Annotated in this window: 18 protein-coding genes and 1 pseudogene; 6 read left to right on the forward strand and 13 right to left on the reverse strand. The window is 64.3% G+C overall.

What is annotated here, in order from left to right; all coding sequences use genetic code 11:
- Positions 1 to 187: 187 nt before the first annotated feature.
- A complete protein-coding gene (locus AC3G2C_RS00465) occupies positions 188 to 841 on the forward strand; it encodes a rhomboid family intramembrane serine protease (RefSeq protein ID WP_488382642.1) in 654 nt (217 codons plus the stop codon).
- 30 nt (positions 842 to 871) lie between these two features.
- A complete protein-coding gene (locus AC3G2C_RS00470; RefSeq protein ID WP_488382643.1) occupies positions 872 to 2251 on the forward strand; it encodes an amino acid permease in 1380 nt (459 codons plus the stop codon).
- Positions 2252 to 2408: 157 nt separating this feature from the next.
- On the opposite strand, the pseudogene AC3G2C_RS00475 reads toward AC3G2C_RS00470, so the two are convergent.
- The 10 genes and pseudogenes from AC3G2C_RS00475 to AC3G2C_RS00520 form a co-directional block, all read right to left on the reverse strand.
- A pseudogene (locus tag AC3G2C_RS00475) lies at positions 2409 to 2636 on the reverse strand (GFA family protein); the annotation flags it as partial.
- A gap of 5 nt (positions 2637 to 2641) precedes the next feature.
- Positions 2642 to 5482 (reverse strand): RNA polymerase-associated protein RapA, encoded by a 2841-nt coding sequence (gene rapA, locus AC3G2C_RS00480; protein WP_488382644.1) that lies wholly within the window; start codon positions 5480 to 5482, stop codon positions 2642 to 2644.
- 143 nt (positions 5483 to 5625) lie between these two features.
- On the reverse strand, positions 5626 to 6114 hold the full coding sequence (locus AC3G2C_RS00485; protein ID WP_488382645.1) for a type IV pilin protein: 489 nt from the start codon (positions 6112 to 6114) through the stop codon (positions 5626 to 5628).
- 14 nt (positions 6115 to 6128) lie between these two features.
- Positions 6129 to 10247: a PilC/PilY family type IV pilus protein gene (locus AC3G2C_RS00490; RefSeq protein WP_488382646.1), complete on the reverse strand. Its 4119-nt coding sequence runs from the start codon at positions 10245 to 10247 to the stop codon at positions 6129 to 6131.
- Positions 10247 to 10819: a pilus assembly PilX family protein gene (locus tag AC3G2C_RS00495; protein WP_488382647.1), complete on the reverse strand. Its 573-nt coding sequence runs from the start codon at positions 10817 to 10819 to the stop codon at positions 10247 to 10249. Before AC3G2C_RS00495 ends, AC3G2C_RS00490 begins: the two co-directional genes overlap by 1 nt.
- A gap of 46 nt (positions 10820 to 10865) precedes the next feature.
- Entirely contained in the window at positions 10866 to 11600 is a 735-nt protein-coding gene (locus tag AC3G2C_RS00500) for a PilW family protein (protein WP_488382648.1), read from the reverse strand.
- 5 nt (positions 11601 to 11605) lie between these two features.
- Entirely contained in the window at positions 11606 to 12136 is a 531-nt protein-coding gene (gene pilV, locus AC3G2C_RS00505; RefSeq protein ID WP_488382649.1) for a type IV pilus modification protein PilV, read from the reverse strand.
- Positions 12133 to 12735, reverse strand: coding sequence for a GspH/FimT family pseudopilin (locus tag AC3G2C_RS00510; RefSeq protein WP_488382650.1), 603 nt, complete (start codon positions 12733 to 12735; stop codon positions 12133 to 12135). Before AC3G2C_RS00510 ends, pilV begins: the two co-directional genes overlap by 4 nt.
- A gap of 291 nt (positions 12736 to 13026) precedes the next feature.
- A complete protein-coding gene (locus AC3G2C_RS00515; RefSeq protein WP_488382651.1) occupies positions 13027 to 13704 on the reverse strand; it encodes a Fe2+-dependent dioxygenase in 678 nt (225 codons plus the stop codon).
- A 40-nt stretch (positions 13705 to 13744) separates the two neighbouring features.
- Positions 13745 to 16048 carry a catecholate siderophore receptor Fiu gene (locus tag AC3G2C_RS00520; RefSeq protein ID WP_488382652.1) on the reverse strand — a complete coding sequence of 768 codons (2304 nt, stop codon included), beginning with the start codon at positions 16046 to 16048 and terminating at the stop codon, positions 13745 to 13747.
- Between the two features lie 285 nt (positions 16049 to 16333).
- On the opposite strand from AC3G2C_RS00520, the gene panE reads away from it, so the two are divergent.
- The gene (panE, locus tag AC3G2C_RS00525) at positions 16334 to 17254 is read left to right on the forward strand and encodes a 2-dehydropantoate 2-reductase (protein WP_488382653.1); all 921 of its coding nucleotides are present in this window, start codon (positions 16334 to 16336) and stop codon (positions 17252 to 17254) included.
- A gap of 330 nt (positions 17255 to 17584) precedes the next feature.
- Here the strand turns inward: panE and AC3G2C_RS00530 are convergent, their stop codons facing one another.
- From AC3G2C_RS00530 to AC3G2C_RS00540, 3 genes are all read right to left on the reverse strand, one after another.
- Positions 17585 to 18850, reverse strand: coding sequence for a patatin-like phospholipase family protein (locus tag AC3G2C_RS00530; protein WP_488382654.1), 1266 nt, complete (start codon positions 18848 to 18850; stop codon positions 17585 to 17587).
- 229 nt (positions 18851 to 19079) lie between these two features.
- Positions 19080 to 21209, reverse strand: coding sequence for a M13 family metallopeptidase (locus AC3G2C_RS00535; RefSeq protein ID WP_488382655.1), 2130 nt, complete (start codon positions 21207 to 21209; stop codon positions 19080 to 19082).
- A 125-nt stretch (positions 21210 to 21334) separates the two neighbouring features.
- The gene (locus AC3G2C_RS00540) at positions 21335 to 22219 is read right to left on the reverse strand and encodes a LysR substrate-binding domain-containing protein (protein WP_488382656.1); all 885 of its coding nucleotides are present in this window, start codon (positions 22217 to 22219) and stop codon (positions 21335 to 21337) included.
- 77 nt (positions 22220 to 22296) lie between these two features.
- Here AC3G2C_RS00540 and AC3G2C_RS00545 point away from each other — a divergent pair, with 77 nt between their 5' ends.
- From AC3G2C_RS00545 to AC3G2C_RS00555, 3 genes are all read left to right on the forward strand, one after another.
- Positions 22297 to 22707, forward strand: a complete 411-nt coding sequence (locus AC3G2C_RS00545) for a CidA/LrgA family protein (RefSeq protein ID WP_488382657.1) — start codon at positions 22297 to 22299, stop codon at positions 22705 to 22707.
- The gene (locus AC3G2C_RS00550) at positions 22697 to 23386 is read left to right on the forward strand and encodes an LrgB family protein (RefSeq protein ID WP_488382658.1); all 690 of its coding nucleotides are present in this window, start codon (positions 22697 to 22699) and stop codon (positions 23384 to 23386) included. The genes AC3G2C_RS00545 and AC3G2C_RS00550 overlap by 11 nt, the downstream gene beginning before the upstream one ends.
- A 131-nt stretch (positions 23387 to 23517) precedes the next feature.
- Positions 23518 to 25206, forward strand: a complete 1689-nt coding sequence (locus tag AC3G2C_RS00555; protein WP_488382659.1) for a phospholipase C — start codon at positions 23518 to 23520, stop codon at positions 25204 to 25206.
- Positions 25207 to 25408 lie beyond the last annotated feature (202 nt).

Below are 25408 nucleotides of genomic sequence, written 5' to 3' on the forward strand. Positions count from 1 at the left end.
CCAATGGCCCGTCGTTGCGTTGGGTGCGCAGGCATTCAGCAGTTCGTCCCGGGGTGAAGAGGCGCGCCGCAGGGCCGCCTCAGGGCGGTTTCCGGCGGCCTGTGGCAAATTGTCGCGACTGTCCATGGCGGTGGCCCGCCTGTGCGGTTACGCTTGGTCGGATTGCCTGACTGGAACCCCATCCGCCATGCCGTTCGATCTACCGACCGTCACGCGTAACCTATTGATTGCCAACGTGGCCGTTTACCTTTTGCAGCAGGTGATGGGCGAAACCCTGCTAATGCATTTCGCCCTGTGGCCATGGGGGGCGGACCAACTGGCCCAGGCTTCGGCCGGCGATGTGGTCGCGGTGGGCTTTCGCCCCTGGCAGCTGGTGACCTACGCCTTCATGCATGGCGGCCTGCTGCATTTGTTCTCCAACATGCTGGCCCTGTACATGTTCGGCGGCCAGATCGAGCGGGTGTTCGGGCCGCGCAACTTCACCGTGTACTACTTCGTGTGCCTGGTGATGGCGGCGCTGGCCCAACTGGCCGTGGTGAGGTGGTTCACGGGCGGCTTCTACCCCACGCTGGGCGCGTCGGGTGCGGTGTTCGGCATCCTGCTGGCCTTCGGCATGCTGTTTCCGCACGAGCGGATCATGTTGCTGATTCCCCCCATTCCCATGCCCGCCTGGCTGTTCGTGACGCTGTACGGCTTGTATGAGCTGGTGCTCGGCGTGACCGGTACGCAGTCGGGCATTGCCCACTTTGCCCATTTGGGCGGCATGCTGGGCGGCTTCATCCTTATCCAATACTGGCGCGGCAAGTTGCCGATCAAGCCGCGTCGCCAGCTCTGGCGCTGAGCGCACCCTCTCTATCACGTTCGGTTTTTCATGACACAGCATCTTCAGCGCCGCCTTACGCCGCGCCACATTACGTTCATGGCGCTGGGCATGGCCATTGGTGCGGGCCTGTTCCTGGGTTCGGCCGATGCCATCAAGCTGGCGGGCCCCTCGGTGTTGCTGGCCTACCTGGTGGGCGGCGTGATGATCTTCATCATCATGCGCGCGCTGGGCGAGATGACTGTGCGCGATCCCGTGGCCGGCTCCTTCAGCGTGTATGCGCGCCGCTACCTGGGGCCGTTCGCGGGTTACGTCACCGGCTGGAACTACTGGCTGCTGATGGTGGGCGTGGGCATGGCCGAGGCCACTGCCGTGGGCGCTTACATGAACCTCTGGTTCCCCGACTGGCCACGCTGGATCTGGGTGCTGGGCAGCGTGATGATGATTGGCGGCCTGAACCTGCTCACCGTGAAGGTGTACGGCGAGATGGAGTTCTGGTTCACCCTGGTGAAGGTGGTGACCGTGCTGGCGATGATCGCCTGCGGCCTGGCCATTATTTTCGTGGGCTGGGGCAATGGCGGTCAGCCGACCGGCTTGTCCAACCTGTGGGCGAATGGCGGTTGGTTCCCGCATGGCCTGGTGGGCATGGTGCTGGCGCTGCCGGTGGTGGTGTTTTCCTTCGGCGGCGTGGAAACCGTAGGTATTGCGGCGGGCGAGGCGGCCGACCCTGAGCGCACCATTCCGCGTGCGGTGAATTCGGTGCTGTGGCGCATCCTTATTTTTTACGTGGGCGCGCTGTTCGTGATCATGGCGATCTACCCGTGGACGGGCCTGGGCGAGCACGGCAGCCCGTTCGTTACCACCTTCGCCAAGCTCGGCATTCCGCAGGCGGCGGGCTTGATCAACTTCGTGGTGATCACGGCGGCGCTATCGGGTTTTAACAGCACGACATTCAGCGGTAGCCGCATGCTCTACAGCTTGGCCGACAAGGGGCAGGCACCAGCGGTGTTCAATCACGTGAACGAGCACGGCGTGCCGGTGCGGGCGATTCTGGCCACGCTGGCGGTGCTGCTGTTGGCGGTGCTGCTCAACTACCTGCTGCCGGCCAAGGTGTTCGGCATGATGATGTCCATCCTGTCGTTCAACACGGTGTGGACCTGGAGCATGGTGCTGCTGGCGCATTACAGCTTTCGCCGCCGACTGCGCGAGCAGGGCGAGGAGCCTTCCGGCTTCCGCTTGCGCTGGTGGCCGTTCACCGGCGTGATCTGCCTGGCGTTTCTCGCCTTTGTGGTGGTGATGTTGGGCGTGAGTCCTGATACGCGCGTGGCGCTGTACGTGGGCGCGGCGTGGATCGCCTTGCTCAGTGTCGCTTACAAGCTGTTTGGTGTGCGTCACCGCATCGTGGCGGGCGAGGCGGCGGCTACGTCTTAAGCGAGCGGGCCGTCCCAGCCTTGCAGGTACTTGGGTAGCGCGTCGGTGGCGTCCATCGCGCGCGCGGCGTAGAACAGGTGCATGGTTGGCGCCAGGCGCATTGGCAACTCACTCGCCGCATGTCTCGCGTGGGGTGTGCGTAGTCGAGCAAGGCGGTCGGGTCGCCGAGATGCACAAGCTGCTCCGGCTGCCATGCAGTGGCAGCCAGGAGCATGGAGCCGTAGAGATCGCGGCAGGCGTGGCAATGACAGATGGCGCGCGCGACGGGTTCGCCGCTTAGCTGCATGACGACGGCGCCGCAGTCGCAGCGCAGGGTTTCCTGAGGGGAGTCGGTCATCATGGCGTTCCGTGCGTGATGACGCCGGGGTGCTGGCACCCCGGCCATGGTTGTTATCGCAGCGCCAGGAAATCCGGGCTTACGACGAAGCGCACCGCGTCCAAACGCACGCGCGCTTCGGGCAGTGCCTTGAGCAGTGCGGTGCGCTCATCGGTCATGGTGCCGATTTCCTTGTCGCTGATGGCGGGATTCACCGCGCGCAGGGCGAACAGGCGGGCAAGCTCGCCATCCAGGGTGTCGGTGGCCAGCGCCACGGCATCGACAATGTTGGTTTGGGCGCGCTCGCTGGCGATGGTTTCGGCCTTTTCCAGCATCGGCGGCACGAGCTTGGAGAGGAACTTGCGGTAGCGCGGCACTTCGATGGTGCGATCGGCGGCCTTGCGCAAGGCGAGGTCGCTGGGGCGGAAATCCGCACGCTCGGCCAAGCGCGTGTCGATGGTGACCACGATCGGCTGCGTAGGCAGGAAGCGTTCGGCATCGAGCTTGCGGTCGGCCACGCACTCCAGCAGGAACACGGCCTGCAGCAGTGCGCTGCGCGGCGGCAAGGTGTCGTCCACCAGGAAGGCGGCGTTGCCCTGTTCGTTGGACAGCGTGAGGTCGAGTGCGCCCTGCACCATCGGGTGATCCAGTCGCAGCAGGGGCAGGTCTTCGCGCGCCAGCGCCACGTCGCGCGCGAATGTGACCGACACCGGGCCTTCGGCGAAGCCGGGCAGCGCGTCGGTGGAGAGGTATTGCGGGTCGAGCAGGATCACCTTGCCGCCCAGCTCCTCGGCGTGGATGCCGAAGCGTTCGAGCAAGCCCTGGATGAACTGGTCGCGACCCGGGTCGTTGTCTTCGCGGATAAAGGCCTGCTGCAGTTCATCCGCATGCAGGTCGCGGCTGGCGGCCAGTTCGAGCAAGTGGTCGCGGCCATCGCGGATCAGCGCGGCCATTTCCTCGTGGCTGGCGCGCGTTTCGGCGAGCAGTACGTCCAGCTCCTGGTCGCGGTTGTCGTCGCCGCGGGCGTGCTCATCGGCCAGGCGAGCGAGCGCCTCGCCAAAGCGACGAAGCAATTCGCGGCCGTCGGCCGGGCTGGAGCGGAAGGCGTCCACGCCTTCGTCGTACCAGCGGGCCAGCACGTGCTGGGCGCTGTCGGTGACGGCGAGGATGTGGATGCTGATGTCGTGCTTCTGGCCGATGCGGTCCAGACGGCCGATGCGTTGCTCCAGCAGGTCCGGATCCAGCGGCAGATCCCACAGCACCAGGCGGTGCGCGAACTGGAAGTTGCGGCCTTCGGAGCCGATTTCCGAGCAGATAAGCAGGCGCGCGCCATCAGGCTGCGCGAAGTACGCCGCATTGCGGTCGCGCTGCACGATGCCCAGCCCTTCGTGGAAGCGGGCCACGCCCACGCCGCTCTTGGTGCGCAGCGCTTCTTCCAACGCCAGTACTTTTGCCTGGCTACGGCAGATCAACAGGAACTTGTCCTGCGGGTGCGCATCGAGCAGGGTGACCAGGGCGTCGATGCGCGGGTCGTTGGCGTAGTCGATTTCGATGGCGGGCGAGGGCTGCTGGATATCCGCGTGGAACTCGGCCAGCAGGGCCTGGCGACCGTCGTCGCTGAGCGTGTTGGCATCGATCAACTGCCACTGCGGCACACGCTTGGGGAAGCCGCCGATACTGGCGCGACGGTTGCGGAACATGGCGCGACCGGTGCCGTGGCGATCGATCAGCGCGGCCAGTATGTCGCGCGCGTTCTCGGGCTTGGCGGTATCGGTCAGGCGTTCGAGCAATGCCGGATCGCCGGCAAAGGCTTCTTGCAGGGCGGCGCGCTGGGCGTCGTCCAACGACTGGCCTTCGAGCAGGCGGTCAGCGACTTTGGAGAGGCTGTGGAAGCGGTCCGACTCGGACAGATAGATATCCAGGTCGTGATAGCGCTGCGGATCGAGCAGGCGCAGGCGGGCAAAGTGGCCGCTGCGGCCAAGTTGCTCAGGGGTAGCGGTAAGCAGGATCACACCGGGCGTGGCCTCGGCCAGGCGCTCCACCAGGGTGTAGCGCGGGCTGGCGGCCTCAGGCGTCCAGGCCAGGTGATGGGCTTCGTCCACCACCAGCAGGTCCCAGGGCGCCTCCAGCAGTTGCTGGGCGCGCTTGGGCGATTGCTCCAGGAAGGAGAAATCGGCGATCACCAACTGTTCGTCTTCGAACGGGTTGCTACCGTCGCCGGGTATGTCCAGCGCCTCGCAGCGTTCCTCGTCGTAGATGGCGAAGCTCAGGTTGAAGCGGCGCAGCAGCTCCACGAACCACTGGTACACCAGGGTGTCGGGCAGCAGCACCAGCACGCGCTGGGCGCGGCCGGTGGCGAGCTGGCGGGCGATGATCATGCCCGCCTCGATGGTCTTGCCCAGGCCCACTTCGTCGGCCAGCAGCACGCGGGGCGGGCGGCGGGCCGAGGCAATGCCGGCCACGCGCAACTGGTGCGGCACCAGGCCGATGCGGGAGGCACCCAGGCCCCAGGCGGGCGAACGGCGGGCCTCGGCGCGGCGCTTGAGGCCTTCCACGCGCAGTTCGAAATGAGCGACGGGGTCGGTGCGGCCGCCGATCAGGCGGTCGTCGGCCTGGCTCACGCTCTGTTCGTCGTCGAGCTGACCTTCTTCCAGCTCGCGGCCTTCGCCGCGGTAGATCAGCAGGTCTTCGCGCACTTCCACGCGTTCGACCAGGAAAGCGATGCCCTTGCCCGCCACGCGTTGGCCGGGGCGGAATTCCGCGCGAACCAGTGGCGCGGAGTCGACCGCATAAGGGCGCAGCACGCCTGCCTTGGCGAACAGCACTTGCACACCGCGTCCTTCGACGCGAAGCACGGTGCCGAGGCCGAGCTCAGGCTCGGCCGTGGAGATCCAACGTTGACCGGGTACGAACATTCTGTGACTTGGAGCTGGGAATACAGGTCGCGAATTATCCGCTGCCCAGCCCAAGATGACCATGCCCGGGTGCGAACGCGCCCGATCGGAGCCCTGTGGCACCTTCACGCCCGGCATGCGGGCGTGAAGCCGCGGTCACGCGATTACCAGCAACTGCTGGCTGTGCCGCTCACCGATTGCACGCCCAGATTGGTGAGGGAATAACTACCGCAGCCGTCCTTGGTCTGGTCGCCCTGGGGCGTGGCCGTTGCGGTATAGCCATTGGTCGGCGTGCCCACCGTCACCGTCACGTTGTAGTAATCCTGCGAGGCGCTGGGCACCTGCACGACGCTGCTGGCATAGGCGAGGTTGGCAAGGCCGGTGTAAGTGTTCTGCGTGGCGTAGTACTTCTCCTCGCGACTGGCCACGTCGAGCAAGGCCGTTTTGGCGGCGGTGCGGCGGGATTTGCGTACCTGCGACTGATACTGCGGAAAGGCGATGGCCGTGATGATGGCCACCACCGCCACCACGATCATCAGCTCCACCAGGGTAAAGCCGCGCGTGCGAGTGCCGTTGATGGCACGCGCGGCGGGGCGGCGGCTTTCCGCCGTGTCCTGCCGCGAGGTGCTGTCTGGCTTCAAGGCGTTCGACATGGTTCCTCCCCCGCTTAGTGGACTTGCAGCCACGTCAGGCGCTTGTTGTAGAGCGAGCCCGGCGGGTTGATCTGGTTGACCGCACCCGCGCCGCTGACCGTCTGGGTCACCAGGTAGGGCAGCTTGTTCGCCGTCACCACCGACGGGCTACCCGTGGCGTTCAACGCGATACCGCTGATCGGCGCGCCGTTGATGTTGACGAAGTTGCCGTTGGCATCGGCAAAGAACGAGTTCTGGAACGCACCGCCCGAGGCCGGGTTCAAGGCCATCGTCCAGCCCTGCGCACTTTGCACCGTGCAGGTCAGCGGCGAGTTGTTGGCTGGCACCACCGTGTTCACGATGAACGAGCCGTCCGTTTCGATCGGGCTGTAGATCACCTGTTCCGTCTGGTTGTTGCCACCCACGCCGCTCACGCCGTTGTAGCCAGGCAGGTTCATGTACCAGCCGAGCATGGTGCCGGCAGCGCTGGTGACCTTGCCCTGTGCGTTCACGCTGGTGCAGGTGGTGCCCACGAAGCAGATGGTGTTGTTGCTGATGGTGCGCGCACCCTGGCCGATACCCGATTGCGCCGCGCTGAACGTGCCCGTCACCGATTGCTGCTGAAGCTGACTGAAGGCAATGGTGGTGGTGGGTTGCGACGAGTTACCGATGAGCGTGGCGTACTGGGCACCCGCCGTGCCGGACTGGCCCAGGTACCAATCCCATACACCGTAGAGCGCCTGCTGGCCGGGGGAGTATTGGATATCCGACGTGGTCGACTGCGGAATCACCGAGCCCGTGCCGAACTCGACCAGCACGCGCGGTTGGCCCGTGGCCGACGGCGACACGGACACTACCGTCAACTGAGTCGTGATCGGCTGGTTGGTGATGGTGGTGGTCGTGGTGGTGGAGCCGCTGGTGACCGTGTTGGAACCCACCACGGTGCCCGGCTGCGCCGAAAGCGACAGGCTGCTGCTGGACGACGTGGTCGTGGTGCTACCGCCGCTTGTCACTGCCTTGGTAGTGGTGGTCTGGGTGGTGAACAGCGGTGTGGCCGACGTGTTGCCGTACTTGGACACCGCCCAGTTGGTGGCCGTGGCATCGGTCAGGTCGAAGCGCCAGACATTGCCGTACACGTCGCCCGCATAGACCAAGTCGGTAATGTGGTCGCCGTCCAAATCCACCGGCGTGACATAGGCAATGCCGTTCGGGTTGGACGAGGAGCCGACGCCGGTGCTCAGGTAATACACGGTGTCCAGCACGCCCTTGTTGGTAAAGGTCATCACGAAGATGCCCGCATCGCCCGTGCTGCTCTTGAAGCCGTTGCCGAAGATCACGCCCCACTCGCCGTTATGCAGGCGACGGATCTGCGGCGTGCCATAGGTCTGGCCCAGGTTGCTGCCACAGGTGGTGTTGCCCGAGCAGCTCAGCGTGGCACCGCTCCACTCGCCGATGACAATGCTGGCGGCGTTGGCGTTGGTGAACTGGGTGGGGTCGGTGATGTCCAGCGCAAAGATCGCGCTGCCACCCGGGCCCAGGCCACTCACCAGCCAGGTATGCCAGGCGCCGTTGTAGTAAAGGTCGCCGGTGCCGGGGGTGGAATCCAGGTAGTACGCATGGGCGTACTTGGGCGAGGAGTAGTCGAGCGTGGCGGTGGACGTGTTGTGGATGCTCTTCAACACCGCCTGCGGCATATAGGCCAGCACCTCCTGGCCATCGTTCGGCGTGGTGGTGTTGCTTACGTAGTTGCCGCTGGAATCGTAGGAGCCGGTGCGGAAGCCGTGCATGAAGCCATCGTTGGCGCCGTCATACACCACATTGAGGCGTGTGCCTGAGTTCTTGACGAACGCGGAGTACTTCACGCCGGTGCTGGAGTTCTCTGGCATGACCTGCGCGGGATACAGCTTGTCGCCCCAGGTGTCCGAGTAGGGCGCGGACGGCGGGCCCACCCAGGTGGGGCTGGAGTCGATGATGTCGCCGAGTACGCTGTTGCGATCGCGGAAAATCTGCGTGCTGGTGGCGTTCTTGGATGGCACTTCGTTGGAGCGATCACCCGTGAGATAAGCGAGACGGTTCTGGCCGTTGCCATCGTCGTTGAGCCAGCCCTGCTCGGTGGAGGTGAGGTTCGCCCAGGTGAGCTGGATGCCGGTGTTGCTGGTGGATTTGGCAACGGTGGAGTCCTGCCAGCTCAGCAACACGCGGTTGCTGGCCGTTTGCGCGGTGTTGGTGCCATTGGTGGCCAGGCAGGTGCCGCCGGTGAGCACGCATGAGGCATCCCAATTCGCCGTGGAGCTGATGGTGACGATGCCGTTGTTGATCACCAGGTTCTGCGCCGTGAGCTGACCCCACCAATTGTTCGTGTGGTAGGAAGCCAGGTACACCTGGGTACCAGTTTTCACCTCGCCGGACTGAACATTGAGGCCGGCCGAACTGGCCGACGTTTCGGCGGGCGTCACCTGGAAGCAGGTGATCTCGTGCACGTTGCTACTGCCGCCGGTGGAGCCGCCGAAGCCGAACAGGAACGACGACGGAATCGGCGCATTCGCCTGCGTAATGTCCTGCCCAGTCAGCACGGGGCTATAGGTGCCGCCGTTGTAGCTGTACCAAAGACTGAGCAAGCCCGCCTGCGTGATCTGCAACTTGTAGGAGATGGGTACGGCCTGGCCGCGCTGCGTCGCGGTTTCCTTGGCGATGGGCGTGGAGGGGTCGAGGTTGACGAACGCGCCCGGAATGGCCGCGTAGTCAGGAAAGCTCTGGGTGAAGTTGTTGGTCACCGTCGTCGGCTGGGCGGAGAAGGTGATCGGGTAATAGCTGCCGTCGGAGGCCAGGCCATACATCTGGCCCGTACCGGTATAGCCACTGGTGTTCGACGTGGACGGCGTGGCATTGGTGCTGCCAGCGGCGGTGAAGGTGTAATCGGTTTCCGTCGTTGTCACGACAACCTGTTGGGCCTGAGTTCCCGTACAAACGAGCCCACTTTTGCTGTAACTCGCGCTTAGAGTGCTGTTCGTGGTGGTCGCTGTGGGCGCTTGCGAGCTGGTGCTCATCTGATACAACGCGCCAGAGTAATTGGTGGTGGTGCCGTTGTTGTTCGTCTGCGGTCCGCCACTCGTCGTAGTGCTGGAGCTGGTCGTTCCCTTCTGAGTCGGGCAGCTGCTCGTGCTGGTTGACTTGCCATTCTTTGTGGCGCTGGTCCAGCTAACGTTGTCTGTCGTTGTCGTGGTGGTCACGGAGAGGAAAGGAGTGACGACGTTGTTGCCAGTCTTGTAGGTGTAGGAAAGGTTGTACTGCGTGGTCGACGTAGACCACGAATACGTGCCACCGTTCTTGCAGGTGTTCTGCACGTCGGTCTTGGTGGCGTTGGGGTTGTACGCCTGCAAGGCGGCCAGATTGACGTTGCCGTAGGCGCGCAGGCCGATACGGCCCGGCTGGTATTGCTGGCCGTTACCACCGTTGGACGTACCGGCCTGGTCGCCCGAACTGGTGTTGTCGGGCGAGTTCAGAAAGTTGCCGAACTCGTCGATGCCCAGGCCCATGTACGCACCGGCCATGCCGTCATAGGGGCTGTTGGTGTTGGAGCAGCTGTAGCCAAGACTGCCACCCCAGGAACCGATGCTGGGCACGGCAGCGGCATTGCTCAGCGTATTGGCCACGCCGTTGCTGGAGGTGGCGCCAAGCAGATAGAAGCCGATACCGTCCGCACCATCCTTGGCCGTACCACCGGAGTTGCCGCCGTAGGTGTAGGTGGTAAAGGTCACCTGGATACCCAGGTTGGAGGCGTACGGCTGCGTGTCGATGATCGCGCCGTTCTGGCTAAAGCTATTGGTGAGGCGCAGCGCACCGCTGCCAGCCGCATCGGCGCTGCTGCTGCCGAGGCCGACCAGGGATTGGCCGTTGTAGTACTGGCCCGCTGGCTGGATGGCCGCGCACGACGGAATGAAACCGCCGGACGAGCCCGCCACATTGTTGCCGGCGGTAAGGCAGGCACCATTGAAGGCCTTCCACGGCAACTGTGCCGAGGTGCCCGTGAAACTGTCCTGGATGACGTTGGACGACGATTGGGCCTGCGCCACCGAGCCGCCTGTCATCAGCTCCAGCATGACCAGTCCGGCCACCCAAGCGATCTTGGCTCCCCCCATGCGAATCGCTTTCATCACAGACCTCCCAGATTCTTGATGCCGCTCGATGTCTCATACGTGCTCTGCACCACACTGACGGCATTGGCGTTGCCGCCGTACGCCAGCGCGGTGACCTTGTAGAGCTGGCCGGCACCATCCGGCGAGATACCGAGGTATTGGATATAGAGCTGCGGGTTCTTGTAGTACGTGCCCTGGCCACCCGTAGTGGAAAGGGTGAGCGGCTGATTCATCGTGCTGTAGGTGAGGCCGTTGCCCAGCAGCATCGGTGCCGACGAAGTGGCCGCAACAATGTTCACAGTGGTGGTGCAAATGGTGGCCACGGTCAGTGGCGTGGTGCTGGCGCAGGCGCCGCCTTGCACCAATGACGACTGCGTGGTCGCGAGCAGGTACTCGCCGTACTGCAACGTGCTTTGCGCCACCTGGAACGAGCGCGCCTTCTCCTTGGAGTTGGCGGCCATGCTCTCCTGTGAGGTAAAGCTGTGATACATGCTGATGCCGAGCAGGGTGAGTACAACCAGCATCACCAGGGCGGCGATCATGATGTAGCCGCCCTGTCGGTTATATGTGTTGTGCAGTGACTGCTTCATATCGATGCCCTTGCCGTGCGCTCGGGAAAGCGCAGCGAGCGCAGTATCAGGAGTGGGTAATGGCGACGACGCGGGTGATGGTGGGTAATGTGGCGCTCTGGCCTGCGTTGCCCGGTTGGCCGTAGAGCGGGTTGCCGAAGGTCAGCGCGATCTTTATCGAGAGCACGCGCGACCACACGCCTAGCGACTGCACCTTGTCGGCGGTGAGGTATTGCAGGGCGGTTCCATCACCGAGCGTGTCCACGCCATAGGTAATGGCCATGGTGCTTACCGCGTCCTGGATCACCGGCAGGAAGGTGGTGCCATCCGTGGAGCAGGTCAGTTGGCCCGAGGTGAGCTGGTACGTATTGGTCACCAGCGTGCCGGTGGCTTCGCTCTGGCCCAGGCAATCCAAGGTGGTGCTGTCGGCGGATGATTTGTCAGCGATGAAACGCACCACCAGCGTGTCGGCATTGGTCGTGGTGTTGTGCGTGCCGTAGAGATACTGGCCCAACACCATTGGGCTTGCCGAGGTAAACAGCGAGGTGGAGTAGGTGGTGCCCGATGGCGTGGGGTAATTCAGATAGACGGGATAGAAGCCGCCCGTCTGGATGGTGTTCGCCATATTGGTCAGCACCATGCGCTGGTTGTCCTGCAGCTGCGCCAACTGGCCCTGCGCGCTGAAAGTCTGGCGCGTCTGGAACCATATCTGGAACAGGCCAGCCAGCAGGAACACACCGATGGCCATGGCCACCATCAGGGAGATAAGGCTGACGCCGCGTTGGCTGTGGATGTTGGTCATGGCGATCACAGCTGGTTGGTGAGCGTGTAGGTCGCAGTGGATGCGCTGGCCGGTGCGCTCTGCGTGCCGCCGTTCACTGCGATGTTGGCCAGCGGCTTCCAGGAGATCTTCACGCTGCAGATCACCGGAGCGCCTGCCACGCAGGTGATCAAGCCCTGGGCGCCGGGTACCTGGTTGTTGAGCTCCTTGCCCCAGTTCTTCGCGTCGTAGCTGGCCAATTGCGAGGCGCTGCAGGTGGTGGACGAGCAATCGGTGGTGTAGCCCTGCAGGGTGGCGTCGCTGAGGCTCGTGCTGGTCACCGTGAGCGAGGCGGGCGCGAGGCCGGCGGCCCAATAGCCCGCGTTGGCGACCATGGCGTCGGCCATGCTGCGGGCCTCCAGCGCAATCAGCGATTCCTGCTGCGAGGAGTGCGTGCTGGAAATGGCCGATGCCTGCATGGCGGCAATACCGAGCGCGCCCAGCGAAATGACCACGAGCGCCACCAGCACTTCGAGCAGGCTGAAGCCACGGCTGCGCGAATGAAACGTTCGGCTCATGGGCAAACTCCCGGGCTTAGAACTTGCGAGACCACACTGGTGGTGCCCACGTCGGAGAGAACCACGCAGCGGCGCCATGCGGTGGTGCTCGCCTTGTCGTGCGCGCTCAGTGCGGCGTAGGGATTGGTGGAACCCAGCGCCACGCCACCCATGCGATTGAATTCCAGCTGCGTGAGGCTGCCAGAGAAGCTGCCGGTCGCCGTCTTGCCGACGGTGCCCGCCAGCGTGTCGCCCGCCTGCAACGGCGCATGGATGCGAATCAGCGTATCGCCCGAGGCGGCGGCGTACGTCTGGTTGTTGGCAATGTCGGTGAAGATGATCCAGCCGGTTTCCCAGTTGCTGGCGCCACTGCAACTGGGCGAGCTGTTGGTCGGGTTGGTGGACGGGCAGATCATTACCGGCACGCCCTGCTTGACGGCGGCGGAGCGCGCCATCTCCAAGTCGGTGTTGAGATCGTTGATCTCGCTGCTCAACCGGTTCTGCGTCATCACGCTCTTGTACGAGGGGATGGCCAGCGCAAGGAAAATGGCAACGATGGTGATGACCACCGCCAGCTCGATGATGGTGAAGCCCCTGTTCGGCCCGCGATGCGTGTGCATCGTGCCCCCCGTGGTGTTTGACTGCCGTTCTTCCGCTGCTGGAGATGGTCCAGCCCCCTTGCCCCCGGCGCTGGCAGCTCGCGCCCAGCTCTGAACTTTCCTGTAGGAACGTCAGTGCAGTGCGTGCTGCTCGCGGAAATAGTGTGGAAGCGCAGCTAGGCCAATGGAATGGCCGTTTGTCGGGGAAACCTTGCCGCTTGTCGCGGACAAGTGACTGAGTTCAAACAATAAATGGCAACTTCATACGGTTTGCCGCAAGAAGCTGCCGATTGTGGCCGGGGCGTGGTGGCTTCAGCTCTCGGCCCATTGCCTGAGCAGGTTGTGGTACGTGCCGGTGAGTTGCAGCACGGCCTGTGCATCGGCACCGGTGCGGGTAAGGGTTTGGATGGCCGTGTCCAGCTCGAACAGCAGGCGACGCTGGCTGTCGTCGCGCACCAGGCTTTGCACCCAGAAGAACGCGGCGATACGCGCCCCGCGCGTTACCGGCGCCACGCGATGCAGGCTGCTGGAGGGGTAAATGATGATGTCGCCGGCGGGCAGCTTTACCTCGTGCTCGCCGTAGGTGTCGCTGATGATCAGCTCGCCGCCGTCGTACTCCTCCGGCTCGGCCAGGAACAGCGTGCAGGAGATGTCGCTGCGCAGTTGCTCGCCCTGACCAAGCGCCATCACCGCACCATCCACATGGAAGCCGTATTCGCCGCCGCCCGCATAGCGATTGAAGCGCGGAGGCAGCGTGCGCAGCGGCAAGGTGGCCGCGTGGTAAAGCGGGTTTTGCGACAGGGCGCCGAGCACTTCGCGCGCCAGTTCGGCGCGTAGCGGCGAGCTATCGGGCAGTTGCAGGTTGCGTTTGACCTTGGCGCCTTGTGGGCCGACGGTTTCGCGTCCGTCGGTCCACTCGGCGGTATCCAGCTTGGTGCGCATGGCGGCCACCTGTTCGGGCGCGAGTATGTTGGGTATGTGCAGCAACATGTCGAAGCCTCGAACGGAAGGTGGCTGGTGCGTCAGCGGATCAGAAACGGATATTGGCGGTGAGCATCGCCGAGCGCGGCGTGCCTGGCGTGTAACGGTAGCCGCTCTTGTTGATGGCCGCGACGTAATCCTTGTCGAACAGGTTGTACACGTTCAAGCGCAGATCCACGTGCTTGCTGATCGGGTAGGACGCCATGGCATCCACCACCCAATAGGCCTTGGTGTAGGCCGGCGTGCCGATGGCGCCATCCGTGCCGCGCTGCATCTCGCCGCTGTAGCGGGCACCGCCGCCAATGGTGAGGCCAAACGGCAACAGGTAGCTGGTCCAGCTGGTGAAGGCCTTCTTGGGCGTATAAGCCAGGTCGGACGAGCCGTTCTGCGTCACCGAGGTGCCACTGATCACGCTGGCATTCATCGTGGTGAAGCCCGCGCTCACCGCCCAGTTGTCGGTGAGCTTGCCTACCGCGCTCACTTCCACGCCCTGCACGCGCTTCTTGCCGATCTGGTAGTAGAGCAGGGTCACCGGATCTTGCACGAGGTCGTTGCTCACCGTGGTCTGGTAGAGCGCGCCGGTGAGCAGCAGACGCTGATCGAGCAACTCCCACTTGGTGCCCACCTCGAACGTGCGCGCGCGTTGGGGCTCAAGGTTCGGGTTGTCCGGACTGTTGGCGGAGCTGCTCAGCGTGAGCGTGTTGCCGCCCGGCGGCTCTGCGGACACCGCATAGTTGGCGTAGATGGAGCCATTGGCGGCCGGCTTGTACAGCACGCCGAGCTTCCAGTTCCACAGGTTGTCGCCGGTGCGGGCAGCAAGACCCGGCACGATGGTGCCGTTGGGCAGCGTGCCGCAAACCGGGTTGCCACGCGTGCCGCATGGCACCGCGCTGCTGTAGTCGGTGGTGTAGTGATCCATGCGTACACCCGCATTCACTTGCCAGCGCTCGGCGAACTTGAGCGTGTCGAACACATACGCCGATGCCGTATCGGTTTTGCCGTTGGTATAGGCGCCGGTGGGGCCGTAAGCCGGCACGCTGACGTTCCAGTTCGGGTCGTACAGGTTGGCGACGGGCCACAGCGCGCCATGGAGCGAGGCCATGCCGATGGTGGTGGCCTTTTCCTGCATGAGTTCGATACCGGTGCTCAGGTTGTGCGCGATGGCGCCCGTGTCGAAATTTGCAGTGAGGTTGGCCTGATCGGTGAGGATGCGGTTGGCCGAATGCTTGAAAGTGGGGTTGCTGCGCGCGATGGTCCAGGTGGACGGGTCCGCCGGATCGGGCGTGAGCAGGTTCGCCGCGCTACCCATGAACGAGGTAAGCACGTAATCCTCAGTGGTGCGGCCCCAGCGCAGCGTGTTGTGCAGCGTCACGCGATCGTCGAGGTCGTGCTCGATGCGCGCGGTGAACATGTCGGCCTTGACCCGATCATGGTCGGCCGTGGTGCCGTAGAAATTGGAGGAATCCACCTCGGGTGCATCCGTTAGGAATGGGCGCTTGGGGTCGGGCGAGCTGTAGCCGGGCAGGCCAATGGTCGGCACGCCGCCGTCGGGCGTGTTGTCCTGCTTCACGTGCAGGTAGTTGAGGTACACGCGCGTGGCCGTACCCAGCCCAAACGCGAAACTCGGCGCCACGCCCCAGCGATTGTTCGCTACTTGGTCGCGGCCGGGCACGCCGCTGTCCTGGCCCATGACGTTGAGGCGAAAGGCGGCGTAGTCGTTCACCGCCTGGTTCCAGTCGGCCGTGGCGCGGCGCTGTTCGGCGCTGCCGTAGGCAAACGATGCCGATAGGCTGTTGGTCAGCTCCGGCTGCTTGCTCACCATGTTGATGGCGCCGGTGGGCGCGGTGCGACCGTTGTCGGTGCTGGCCGGGCCCTTGATCACCTCCACCTGCTCGGTGTTGAAGATGTCGCGCGAGATCGTGCCCAGGTCGCGCACGCCGTCCACGAAAATGCTGCCGGACGTATCGAAACCACGCATGTAAATGGCATCACCGGTAGAGGTACTGCCGTTCTCGCCCACATAGAACGTGCCCACGCCGGGGCTGTTGCGCAGCGCATCGGTAAGCGTGGTGGCGCCTTGTTCCAGGAACAGATCCTTGCCGATCACGCTGATGGTCTGCGTGGTGTCCAGCACCGGCTGGGTGTACTTGGGGGACGACAGGTGGTCCACCTTGTAATCGCTGGCGGCGGTGGCTTCCACCTGCATGCCGGGCAGGGTCTTGGCCTGGGTGGTGGTGGCGTCCGTCGGCGCATCTGCGGCCAGCGCGGATTGGGCGAGCGCCAGGCTCGTCAACAAGGTGGTGGCGAGGGCGCTGCGGGTAACGGTGTGCTTGCGACTCTTGATAGGTGCCATGGGGTGCTCGTCAGTGCGGTAGTGAACCGGCTGGGCAACGGTGCCGAACCGGGCGAAACGACGAGCTGGCGTTGGCGGGCGTCGATCGCGACATAGGTAGGTGGAACGGTGGTTGAGGCGCGGCGGCTGGCGTGCATGGACGTCAGCCCCCGGTGCCTATTACCGTAATGTTATTGTTAATGAGAATGAGTTGCAATTATTTGTGGCGAGCGGGGCCGATGCGGGTGTCGGCATGGCGGGGGCGTGGGGTAGTCTTCCCCGCTTGGTTCGATGGGAGACAACGCGATGCGAGTGTTGGTGATCGGTGCGGGCGCCACGGGTGGCTACTTCGGCGGGCGTCTGCTGGAGGCGGGCCAGGATGTGAGCTTTCTGGTCCGAGAGCGACGGGCTGCCCAACTCGCCCGCGACGGCCTGGCCATCCGCAGCGGCTACGGCGATGCCACGCTAAAGGCGCCCACCGTGCAGGCGGGCGCCATCGACGCGGCCTACGACCTGATTCTGCTGAGCTGCAAGGCCTACCACCTGCCGCAGGTGATCGAGGACATGGCGCCGGCCGTGGGGCCGGGCACCATGATCCTGCCCTTGCTCAACGGCATGCGGCACCTGGACCTGCTCGATGCGCGCTTTGGTGCCGACCGTGTGCTTGGCGGCCAATGCGTCATTGCCGCCACGTTGGACGCGCAAGGCGTCGTGCGCCATCTCAATGCATCGCACGGCCTGACCTTCGGCGAGCGCGACGGCTCGCGCTCGGCACGCGTAGAGCGCGTGCTGGCCACGATGGATGGCGCGCGATTCGAGCCGCGCCTTAGCACCACCATCCTCCAGGACATGTGGGACAAGTGGGTGTTCCTCGCCTCGCTAGCCGGCATGACCTGCCTGATGCGCGCGCCCGTGGGCGACATCGTCGCCGCGCCCGGCGGCGAATGGGCGATGCTGCAAATGCTGGAAAATTGCCAGCGCGTGGCGGCGCTGAATCAACATGCACCCAGCGACCCGGTGCTTGCACGCGCGCGCGGCATACTTACCGAAGCGGGCTCCGCGCTGAGCGCATCCATGATGCGCGACCTGGAGCAGGGCGGCCTGGTGGAGGCTGATCACGTGGTTGGCGATCTACTGGCGCGCGCTGGCGACGCCGCGGAATCGCTCGTCATGCTGCGCACGGCTTATGCGCACCTCAAAGCCTATGAGGCTCGTCGCGCGCGCTAAAGGTGCTTGGAGGCAGATCGTCGCCCCAGCGAACCGCAAAAGGTGCAGGCGCTGGGGGTCAGTCTCTGCCATTCATTGAGTGAAAAACGCTCGATGCCCAGCCCGTCGACTGTTGAAAGGCGCCACCTGCTTTCGCGGGAACGACAAGCAACATGTCGTTTCGTTAGGGGTGCTTTGATTTTGATCGTCATCCCAGCGAATGCTGGGATCCAGCGCCAGCAAAGCGCTGAAGATACATACACGAGATAACCAGCCCTTCGGCTGTTGAAAAGCCCCTCCTGCTCTTGCCCCCTGTTTGGGGGTTCGCAGGAATGACGAGCAACGTGTCGATTAATCAGGCCTTCCCCAGGGCTGAACCCCCACCAGCGGCTTACCATCGCCGATATCCGGGTCGTCCGTAGGGCACGAGGGTGGGCCGTTCACCGGCATGCTGCGTGCCATCAGGTTGCGTCGCAGCCCTTGTTCGGGTGTTACCCATAGCCGTCCACGCGCGGCGCAATCGGACGCGTAGTCGAACAGCGCGCGGAGACTCGTCGGGTCGAAATCGATGAAGTTGCCCATGGGGTAATCCATCGGTATCGAGGACATCGAGAAACGCATGTCCAACTGCCGCGCCAGCGCGATGGTTTCCGCTACCGCCTCCCGTGTCTTGTACACCAGCCCCGAGGCGAAGCTGTTGGTAAGAATGTTGATGGTCTTTATCGGCGTGGTCTTGGGAAAGCGATGCACCTGACCGTTGACGATCATGTAGATATTCGCGCCGCGCAGCGAGGACAACGTTTCCGGGTGCAGCTCGGCGATGAGCGGCGTAGTGAACACCGCCGCGGTAACGCTGCCATCCACATGCAACTCGTCGTAGTGGTGCGCGCCGTCCTGCACGTGCATCAACACCGGCGGAAACATGCCCGGCACGCTGGCCGACGCTACCAGTACATCGCGAAAGGTTTCACGTGCGCGTTCGCCACCGCGCGCCGCGATGGCGCCCATGTTCCACAGCATGGTTTCCTGCTTGTCGATGTCGGTGGTGGCAACCAGTAGTCGCCGGCCCTTGGCATCCTCACGAGCCACGGCCTCGATCATGGCCGGCGTCACGAAGTTGTCCACCAATTTGAACAGCGGGCCGTGATGAAAACCCATCGGCACCAGCAGGCGCGCGAACAGCGTGCGCTTGGGCGAGCGCAGCAAAGCGGCGGTCTTGTCGCCCCCCAAGGCCTGCTGCATCGCATCGTCCCAGTCGCTGCCCAAGTAGGCGAAAGGCGCCATCAACGCGCCGACACTCACGCCGGTTACCAACTCGTACTGGGGGCGCTGGTGGGCGCGGCTGAGGCCGGTGAGCGCACCCACGCCAAAGGCACCACCGGAGCCGCCGCCAGAGATCGCCAGGATATCCAGTGAACCATCGGTCGCCGAGGCGCGGATGCCCTGGAAGAACTCGGGCGAGCGCTTGGCGAACTGCTCCATGTCCGAGGCCAACAAGCGCACGTTGGTGTCGTAACCCTCGGGCATGGCGCCGGAGATCAGCCGTGGTGGCGCGGGCAGTCGCGGCGCCGATGCACAGCCCGACGCCACCAAGGCCAGCAGCAGAATCACGCCCATGCGCATCGATGTTCCCCGAAGAATGCCCGTGCACACAGGTAAGCACGCTCCCGGTGCACGGCGTGTATGGGCGCACGATGTGTCAGGCGACAGGTCAGGGGCCTGGCATGCGCTGATGTTGCTCGATCAGCCCCTCCCCGGCGGTGGCGCAACGAAAAAGGCGCCGTGCCGAAGCACGACGCCTTAGGTCTTTCGACAGTATCGCCGCACCGGAGTGCGGCGACAGGGCTTACCAGATCTTCACCTGCTTATCGCCCGAGCGCACCATCGTGTCGCCCGGCTTGCACTGGTAGGCGCTGGCGAAGGCTTCCATGTTGGACGGCGCGCCGACAGCACGCAGCGAAGCCGGAGCATGCGGGTCGGTGTTCAGGCGCAGCAGCGCCTCCTTCTCACGCACGCTGCCACGCCACACGCGGGCCCAGTTGAGGAAGAAGCGCTGGTCCTGGGTGTAGCCGTCGATCTTGCCGGCCGCTTCCTGCGAGTTCTTCTTCAGGGCTTCCTGCAGGGCGTCGTACGCCACGTTCAGGCCGCCCAGGTCGGCGATGTTCTCGCCCAGGGTCAGCTTGCCGTTGACGTGCGCATCCGGCTTGTCCTTGATCGGGGTGTAGTCGTTGAACTGCTGCACCAGCTTGTCGGTGCGCGCGTCGAACTTCTCGCGATCGGCCTTCGTCCACCAGTTGACGTTGTTGCCTTCGCCGTCGAACTGGCTGCCTTCGTCGTCGAAGCCGTGGCTGGCTTCGTGGCCGATCACGGCGCCGATGCCGCCGTAGTTGATGGCGTCGTCACCGTTGGCATAGAAGAACGGCGGCTGCAGGATCGCGGCCGGGAAGTTGATGGTGTTGTCGGTCGGGTTGTAATACGCGTTGACCGTCTGCGGGGTCATGCCCCACTCCAGGCGATCGGTCGGCTTGCCGATCTTGGACAGGTCGTACTGGTAGTTGAACTTGGCGGCCGCCATCACGTTGTCGTAGTAGTCACCCGGCTTGATGTCCAGGCCCGACCAGTCGCGCCACTTGTCCGGGTAGCCGATCTTGGGCAGGAAGGTGTCCCACTTGGCGATGGCCTTGGCCTTGGTCTCGTCGCTCATCCAGTCGAGGTTCTGGATGCGCGCCTTGAGCGCATTGCGCACGTTGTCCACCAGTTCCTTGGCGCGATCCTTGGCTTCCGGGGTGAACACCTTGGCCACGTACAGCTGGCCCAGGGCTTCGCCCATCGACTCGTTCACGCCACCCAGCACGCGCTTCCAACGCGGCTTCTGCTCCGGCTGGCCGGCGAGGGTCTTGCCGTAGAAATCGAACTTGTTGTCCTGGAAGGCCTTGCTGAGGAACGGCGAGGCGTCGTCGATGGTGTGGAAGCGCAGGTAGGCCTGCCACTGGTCGGCCGGCGCGCTGGCCAGCAGCTTGTCGAACTCGGCGAAGAACTTCGGCTGCGACAGCGAGAAGCCCTTGTCCACGGTCACGCCCTGGGCCTTGAAGAACTCATCCCAGTTGAAGTGCGGGGTGATCTTGTCCGCTTCCTTCACGGTCACGAAGTGGTACTGGTTCTCCGGGGTGCGCAGCTCCACCGGGGCCAGCGAAGCCTTGGCCAGTTCGGTTTCGAATGCCAGCACCTGGCCGGCCTGCTTCTTGGCATCGGCTTCGGCCACGCCCGTCAGCTCCAGCGCCTTGGCGATGTGGTCCACGTAAGCGTCGCGGATGTCCTTGAACTTGTCGTCCAGGTAGTAATCGCGGGTGGGCAGGCCCAGGCCAGCCTGGAACGCATAGGCAATCTGCATCTTGGCGTTCTTGAAGTCGGCGTTGGAGCCGAACTGGAACACCTGCATGTCACCCTGCGCAAAGCTCTTGGTGATGAAGTCGGCCACGTCCTTGCCGCTCTTGAGCGCGGCAATTTGGTCCAGGCGCGGCTTGATCGGGTCAAAGCCTGCCTTTTCGATGGCGGCGTCGTCCATGCCGGCGGCGTACAGGTAGCCGATCTTCTGCTCGATCGAACCCGACTTGGCGGTGGCGGCGTCCTTGGCGGCGGCGTCGACGATCTCATGCTGGGTGTTGAGGCTGTCGTCGGCCAGCTTGTCGAACGCGCCCCAACGGCTGCGATCGTTCGGGATCGGGTTGGCGGCAACCCACTTGCTGTTCACAAAGCCGTTGAAGTCCTGGCAAGCCTGGATGTTGTTATCCAGCTCGCTGATGTCGAACACGCTCTTGGGCGCAGCGGCAGCGGCAGCGGTGGTGCTGGCGGCGGCCGGGGCGGTGCCGGCGGGCGCCGGGGCGGCCTGCTGGGCCTCCTCGTGCTTACCGCAGGCGGTAAGCGACAGCGCGAGGCTCACGGCGAGCGCGATGGGCTTCATATACGGCTTGGTCATGGATTTCCCTCTGTTGGGTCGGTGCCCGCATGGGCGGCAGGAAGACGAGCGAGCGCGGGGCACCAAACCTCCGTGTCGCCATCGTGACCTTTCAGGCTAGGCCGCAAGTCACGGTCCAGACAGTGTCAAAGGTCAGGGGCGGTTCGCGCAACCAGCTCCAGCCAGGCCCGTGCGGCAGGGGATAGCGCAGCACCTTGCCGCCAGACCAGCACCAGGCGCCAGCGCAGGTCCGTGCCGGCCAGTGGCAGCGCGGCCAGGCCGCTCAGCGTGCGCTCGCGCACGGTCAGCCGAGGCAGCAGGGCAATGCCGCCGCCGGCCGCGACCAAGGCCAGGATGAAATCCACCTGGGCGCTGCGCACGGTTTCCTGGGGGACGATGCCGCGCCGCGCACAGGCTTCGCGAATCAGCCGATTCAAGGCAAACCCTTCCTCGAACAGGATCAATGGCGTGTCGCGCAGCCACTCCAGGCGAAAGCGGGCGGCGCCTGCGCGTGGGTGGTTTTGCGGTAGCAGCGCGAGCATCGCCTCGTCGCACACCGGTTGGTGAGCGAGCCCATCGCTGACCGGCTGCAGCGTGGCGGCAACCTCCAGCTCGCCCGCCAGCACGGCTTGCTCCAGCCGCCGGCTGCCTTGTTCCTGCAATTGAATGTCGATGCGCGGATGTTGCTGGCGATACTGCGCCAGCAGTGGGGCGAACAGCACGCTGCTGCCCAGTGGCGGCACGCCCAGGCGCAGTTCGCCGCGTTGCAGGCCGCGCAGGGCGTCCAGTTCCTCGCGCAGCCGTGCGGACTCGGCGAGCATGGCCAATGCGTGTCGATGCACCACCTCACCCGCCGCCGTGAGGCGTACGCCTTGCCGCCCGCGTTCGAGCAGCCGGCTGCCCAGTTCTTCTTCCAGCTGGGCAATGGCCTTGCTCAAGGTGGGCTGGCTGGCGTGGGCCGGCTCGCTGGCGCGGGCAAAGCCGCCGTGCCGCACCACTTCCACCAGGTAACGCAGGTTGCGCAGGTCCATGACTATTCCAAAATGGAATGGATTGGATAAAAACAATTCATTTCCATCATAGAACGGCCAGGACTACCGTGCCCGGCATGAAGACCCTGCATGCCCGTTTGCGCTGGTTCGCCTGGCACTGGCCGCTCACGGCGCGCTGGACCCAGGTGGCCGCCATCGTGGTGTTCTGGTTCGCCTGCGACCAGCTGAGCCGTCGCTGCCAATGGCCGGTACCGGGCAGCGTGTTGGCGCTGGGCCTGCTGTTGGCGTTGCTGCTCGCCGGAGTGGTACCGGCCGCGGGCCTTCGTCGCGGTGCCGACTGGTTGCTGGCGGAAATGTTGTTGTTCTTCATTCCCGCCGTGATGGCGGTGTGGCAGCACCTGCCGTTGCTGCGACAGCAAGGTCTGCGCATCGTGCTGGTGATACTCGTGGGTACCGTCCTGGTGATGGCGACCACGGCCATGCTGGTCGACCTGATGTTTCGCTGGAGGCAGCACCGTGCGCGCTGAACTCCTTTCGCCGGTGTGGCTGCTGCTTACCGTGCTGGGCTATTACGCGCTCAAGCCCGTGTATCGCCGCCTGCCTCGCTGGTGGACCTCGCCGCTGTTCACGGTGCCGTTGCTGTTGGCTGCCCTTGGCCTGCTGCTTGGCATGAACTATCCGGTGTACATCCGCGATACGCATTGGCTGGTGCTGATGCTGGGGCCGGCAACGGCGGCGTTCGCCTTGCCGATCTTTCGCTATCGCGGCTTGATCCGTGCCCATTGGCCGGCGTTGCTGGTCGGTGTGCTCGGCGGCAGTGCAATGGCGATCGGCAGTGCCTGGGTACTGGCAACGGCATGCGGGCTTGATGACAGTGTGCGCCGAAGCCTGCTGGCCCGGTCGATCACCACGCCGCTGGCGATGCTGGTTTCGGCCGATATCGGTGGTGTGCCGGAGCTTACGGCGTTGTTCGTGGTGATCACCGGCGTGGCGGGCATCGCCCTCGGCGAGTTGCTGTTGCGCTGCCTGCCCTTGCGTTCGGCCTTGGCGCGCGGCGCATTGTTCGGCGTGGGCGCGCATGGCGCGGGCACGGCGAAGGCGTATGACGTGGGCATGGAAGAGGGCAGTGTGGCGAGCCTGGCGATGGTGCTTGCCGGTTTGCTCAATGTCGTAATCGCGCCGTGCTTGGCCACGTTGCTTCGTTAACGCAGATAAGTGCGTCAGTCGCATGAAAATGCGATGACGTGTTGTTATTCGCCTGTCACCTTGAGCGCCTAAGGTCCGCGCCAATCAGCGCTTGAGGGGAAGCGCTCCACCGCGACCGAAAGGGGCCTTTCATGCGAACCAAGCTCGCTGTCTGCATTGCCGCGTGCGTACTCAGCGCTTCCGCGATCTCTCTGGCGCAGTTGCCAGTGCATGCCGAAACCGCCAACGATGCCCGTTGGCACCATGGCGAAGCGCACACCGCCACGCCGATCAAGCACCTGGTGGTTATTTTCCAGGAGAACGTGTCGTTCGATCACTACTTCGGCACCTATCCCAGCGCAGCCAATGCGCCGGGCGAGCCGACCTTCTACGCGCGCCCCTTCACGCCCAAGATCAACGGCCTGAGCACGGCGTTGCTCACGCACAACCCGAACCAGGCCAACAGCGCCAACGGTAGTGGTGCGATCAACCCGTTCCGTCTTTCGCGCGCACAGTCTGCCACGGCCGACCAGGATCACGACTACGGCCCGGAGCAGCAGGCGTTCAACGGCGGCGCCATGGATCTGTTTCCCAAATACACCGGCACCGGCGAAACGCTGCCGGGCGCGCCCGCCGACGAAAACGGCGTAGGCCAGGTGATGGGTTACTACGATGGCAACACCGTCACTGCGCTGTGGCACTACGCGCAGTGGTTCGCCATGAGCGACAACAGCTACAACACCACGTTCGGCCCCTCGACGCCGGGTGCGATCAACCTGGTGTCCGGCCAGACCAATGGCGTAACGCAAACGCTCAACGGCACCGGCGCGGTGGTGGACGATGGCCAGGGCGGCCTGACGCTGGTGAGCGATGCCGACCCGATTGGCGACGTGTGTTCCTCGCCCTCGGGCAACCAAGTGCAACTCGGTGGCCGCAATATTGGCGATCTGCTCAATGACGCCGGCACCACTTGGGGTTTCTTCGAGGGCGGTTTCGACCTGACTCACGTGAATGGCAATGGCAGCACCGGCTGCAAGCGCAGCACGAAGTCGGCGGTTACGCAGGTGACCAAGGCCGATTACATCCCGCATCACCAGCCGTTCCAGTACTACACGTCCACCGCCAACCTCACGCACGCGCGCCCCACCTCGGTGGCGATGATCGGCCACCAGGGCGATGCGGCGAATCACCAGTACGACATCAACGATTTCTACGCCGCGGTGAGTGCGGGCAACTTCCCGGCGGTGAGCTTCCTCAAGGCATCGGGCTATCAGGATGGCCACGCGGGTTACTCCGATCCGCTGGATGAGCAGCAGTTCATCGTGCACGTGATCAATTTCCTGCAGCAGCAGCCGGAGTGGCGCGATACCGCCGTGGTGATCGCCTATGACGACTCCGACGGTTGGTATGACCACCAGGCCGCACCGCGCGCGAATGCCTCCAACAGCAGCCAGGACGCGCTCGATGGCACTGGCGTGTGCAAGGCGCGCGGCACGTTGCCGGGCGTGAACGGCAACGGTCAGCCAGTGCAGGGTCGCTGCGGTTACGGGCCGCGCCTGCCGTTGTTGGTGGTATCGCCGTGGGCACGCAGCAACTTCGTGGACCATTCGGTGACGGACCAGAGCTCGATTACCCGCTTCATCGAAGACAACTGGCTGCATGGCAAGCGCATCGGCAACGGCTCGTTTGACGCCGAAGCAGGCACGCTGGAGCACATGTTCGATTTCTTCCAGCCGTTTGCCGGCCATCGAAAGCTGGTGCTGGACGAACAGACCGGCGAGCCGGTGCAGCAGCCCTCGCCGTGGCCGTGGGCCAGCCAGCCGCACGCGCCGCGCGGTTGATCCGGCTTTGGGCGGGGTGTTTGACTTAGCGACATGTTGCACGTCAATGCTGTGAAAGCAGGGGCGTGCTCTTGCACTCAAACACTGGCGGGCGCTGGATCCCAGCGTTCGCTGGGATGACGATAAAAGCAGGGTTTTTGCTCGTCATTCCTGTGAACGCAGGCATGCAGTGCCTTCAAGCTTGCCGATTTGAGATGTTCTT

It is taken from the genome of Frateuria sp. sgz306004, from assembly GCF_057750885.1.

Coding starts and splice junctions, on each gene's coding strand:
- AC3G2C_RS00485 (WP_488382645.1), bottom strand. CDS start 6,114: ATGTCGAACGCCTTGAAGCCAGACAGCACCTCGCGGCAGGACACGGCG.
- AC3G2C_RS00490 (WP_488382646.1), bottom strand. CDS start 10,247: ATGAAAGCGATTCGCATGGGGGGAGCCAAGATCGCTTGGGTGGCCGGA.
- AC3G2C_RS00540 (WP_488382656.1), bottom strand. CDS start 22,219: ATGGACCTGCGCAACCTGCGTTACCTGGTGGAAGTGGTGCGGCACGGC.
- AC3G2C_RS00465 (WP_488382642.1), top strand. CDS start 188: ATGCCGTTCGATCTACCGACCGTCACGCGTAACCTATTGATTGCCAAC.
- AC3G2C_RS00530 (WP_488382654.1), bottom strand. CDS start 18,850: ATGGGCGTGATTCTGCTGCTGGCCTTGGTGGCGTCGGGCTGTGCATCG.
- AC3G2C_RS00500 (WP_488382648.1), bottom strand. CDS start 11,600: ATGACCAACATCCACAGCCAACGCGGCGTCAGCCTTATCTCCCTGATG.
- AC3G2C_RS00535 (WP_488382655.1), bottom strand. CDS start 21,209: ATGACCAAGCCGTATATGAAGCCCATCGCGCTCGCCGTGAGCCTCGCG.
- AC3G2C_RS00515 (WP_488382651.1), bottom strand. CDS start 13,704: ATGTTGCTGCACATACCCAACATACTCGCGCCCGAACAGGTGGCCGCC.
- rapA (WP_488382644.1), bottom strand. CDS start 5,482: ATGTTCGTACCCGGTCAACGTTGGATCTCCACGGCCGAGCCTGAGCTC.
- AC3G2C_RS00545 (WP_488382657.1), top strand. CDS start 22,297: ATGAAGACCCTGCATGCCCGTTTGCGCTGGTTCGCCTGGCACTGGCCG.
- AC3G2C_RS00520 (WP_488382652.1), bottom strand. CDS start 16,048: ATGGCACCTATCAAGAGTCGCAAGCACACCGTTACCCGCAGCGCCCTC.
- pilV (WP_488382649.1), bottom strand. CDS start 12,136: ATGAGCCGAACGTTTCATTCGCGCAGCCGTGGCTTCAGCCTGCTCGAA.
- panE (WP_488382653.1), top strand. CDS start 16,334: ATGCGAGTGTTGGTGATCGGTGCGGGCGCCACGGGTGGCTACTTCGGC.
- AC3G2C_RS00555 (WP_488382659.1), top strand. CDS start 23,518: ATGCGAACCAAGCTCGCTGTCTGCATTGCCGCGTGCGTACTCAGCGCT.
- AC3G2C_RS00470 (WP_488382643.1), top strand. CDS start 872: ATGACACAGCATCTTCAGCGCCGCCTTACGCCGCGCCACATTACGTTC.
- AC3G2C_RS00510 (WP_488382650.1), bottom strand. CDS start 12,735: ATGCACACGCATCGCGGGCCGAACAGGGGCTTCACCATCATCGAGCTG.
- AC3G2C_RS00495 (WP_488382647.1), bottom strand. CDS start 10,819: ATGAAGCAGTCACTGCACAACACATATAACCGACAGGGCGGCTACATC.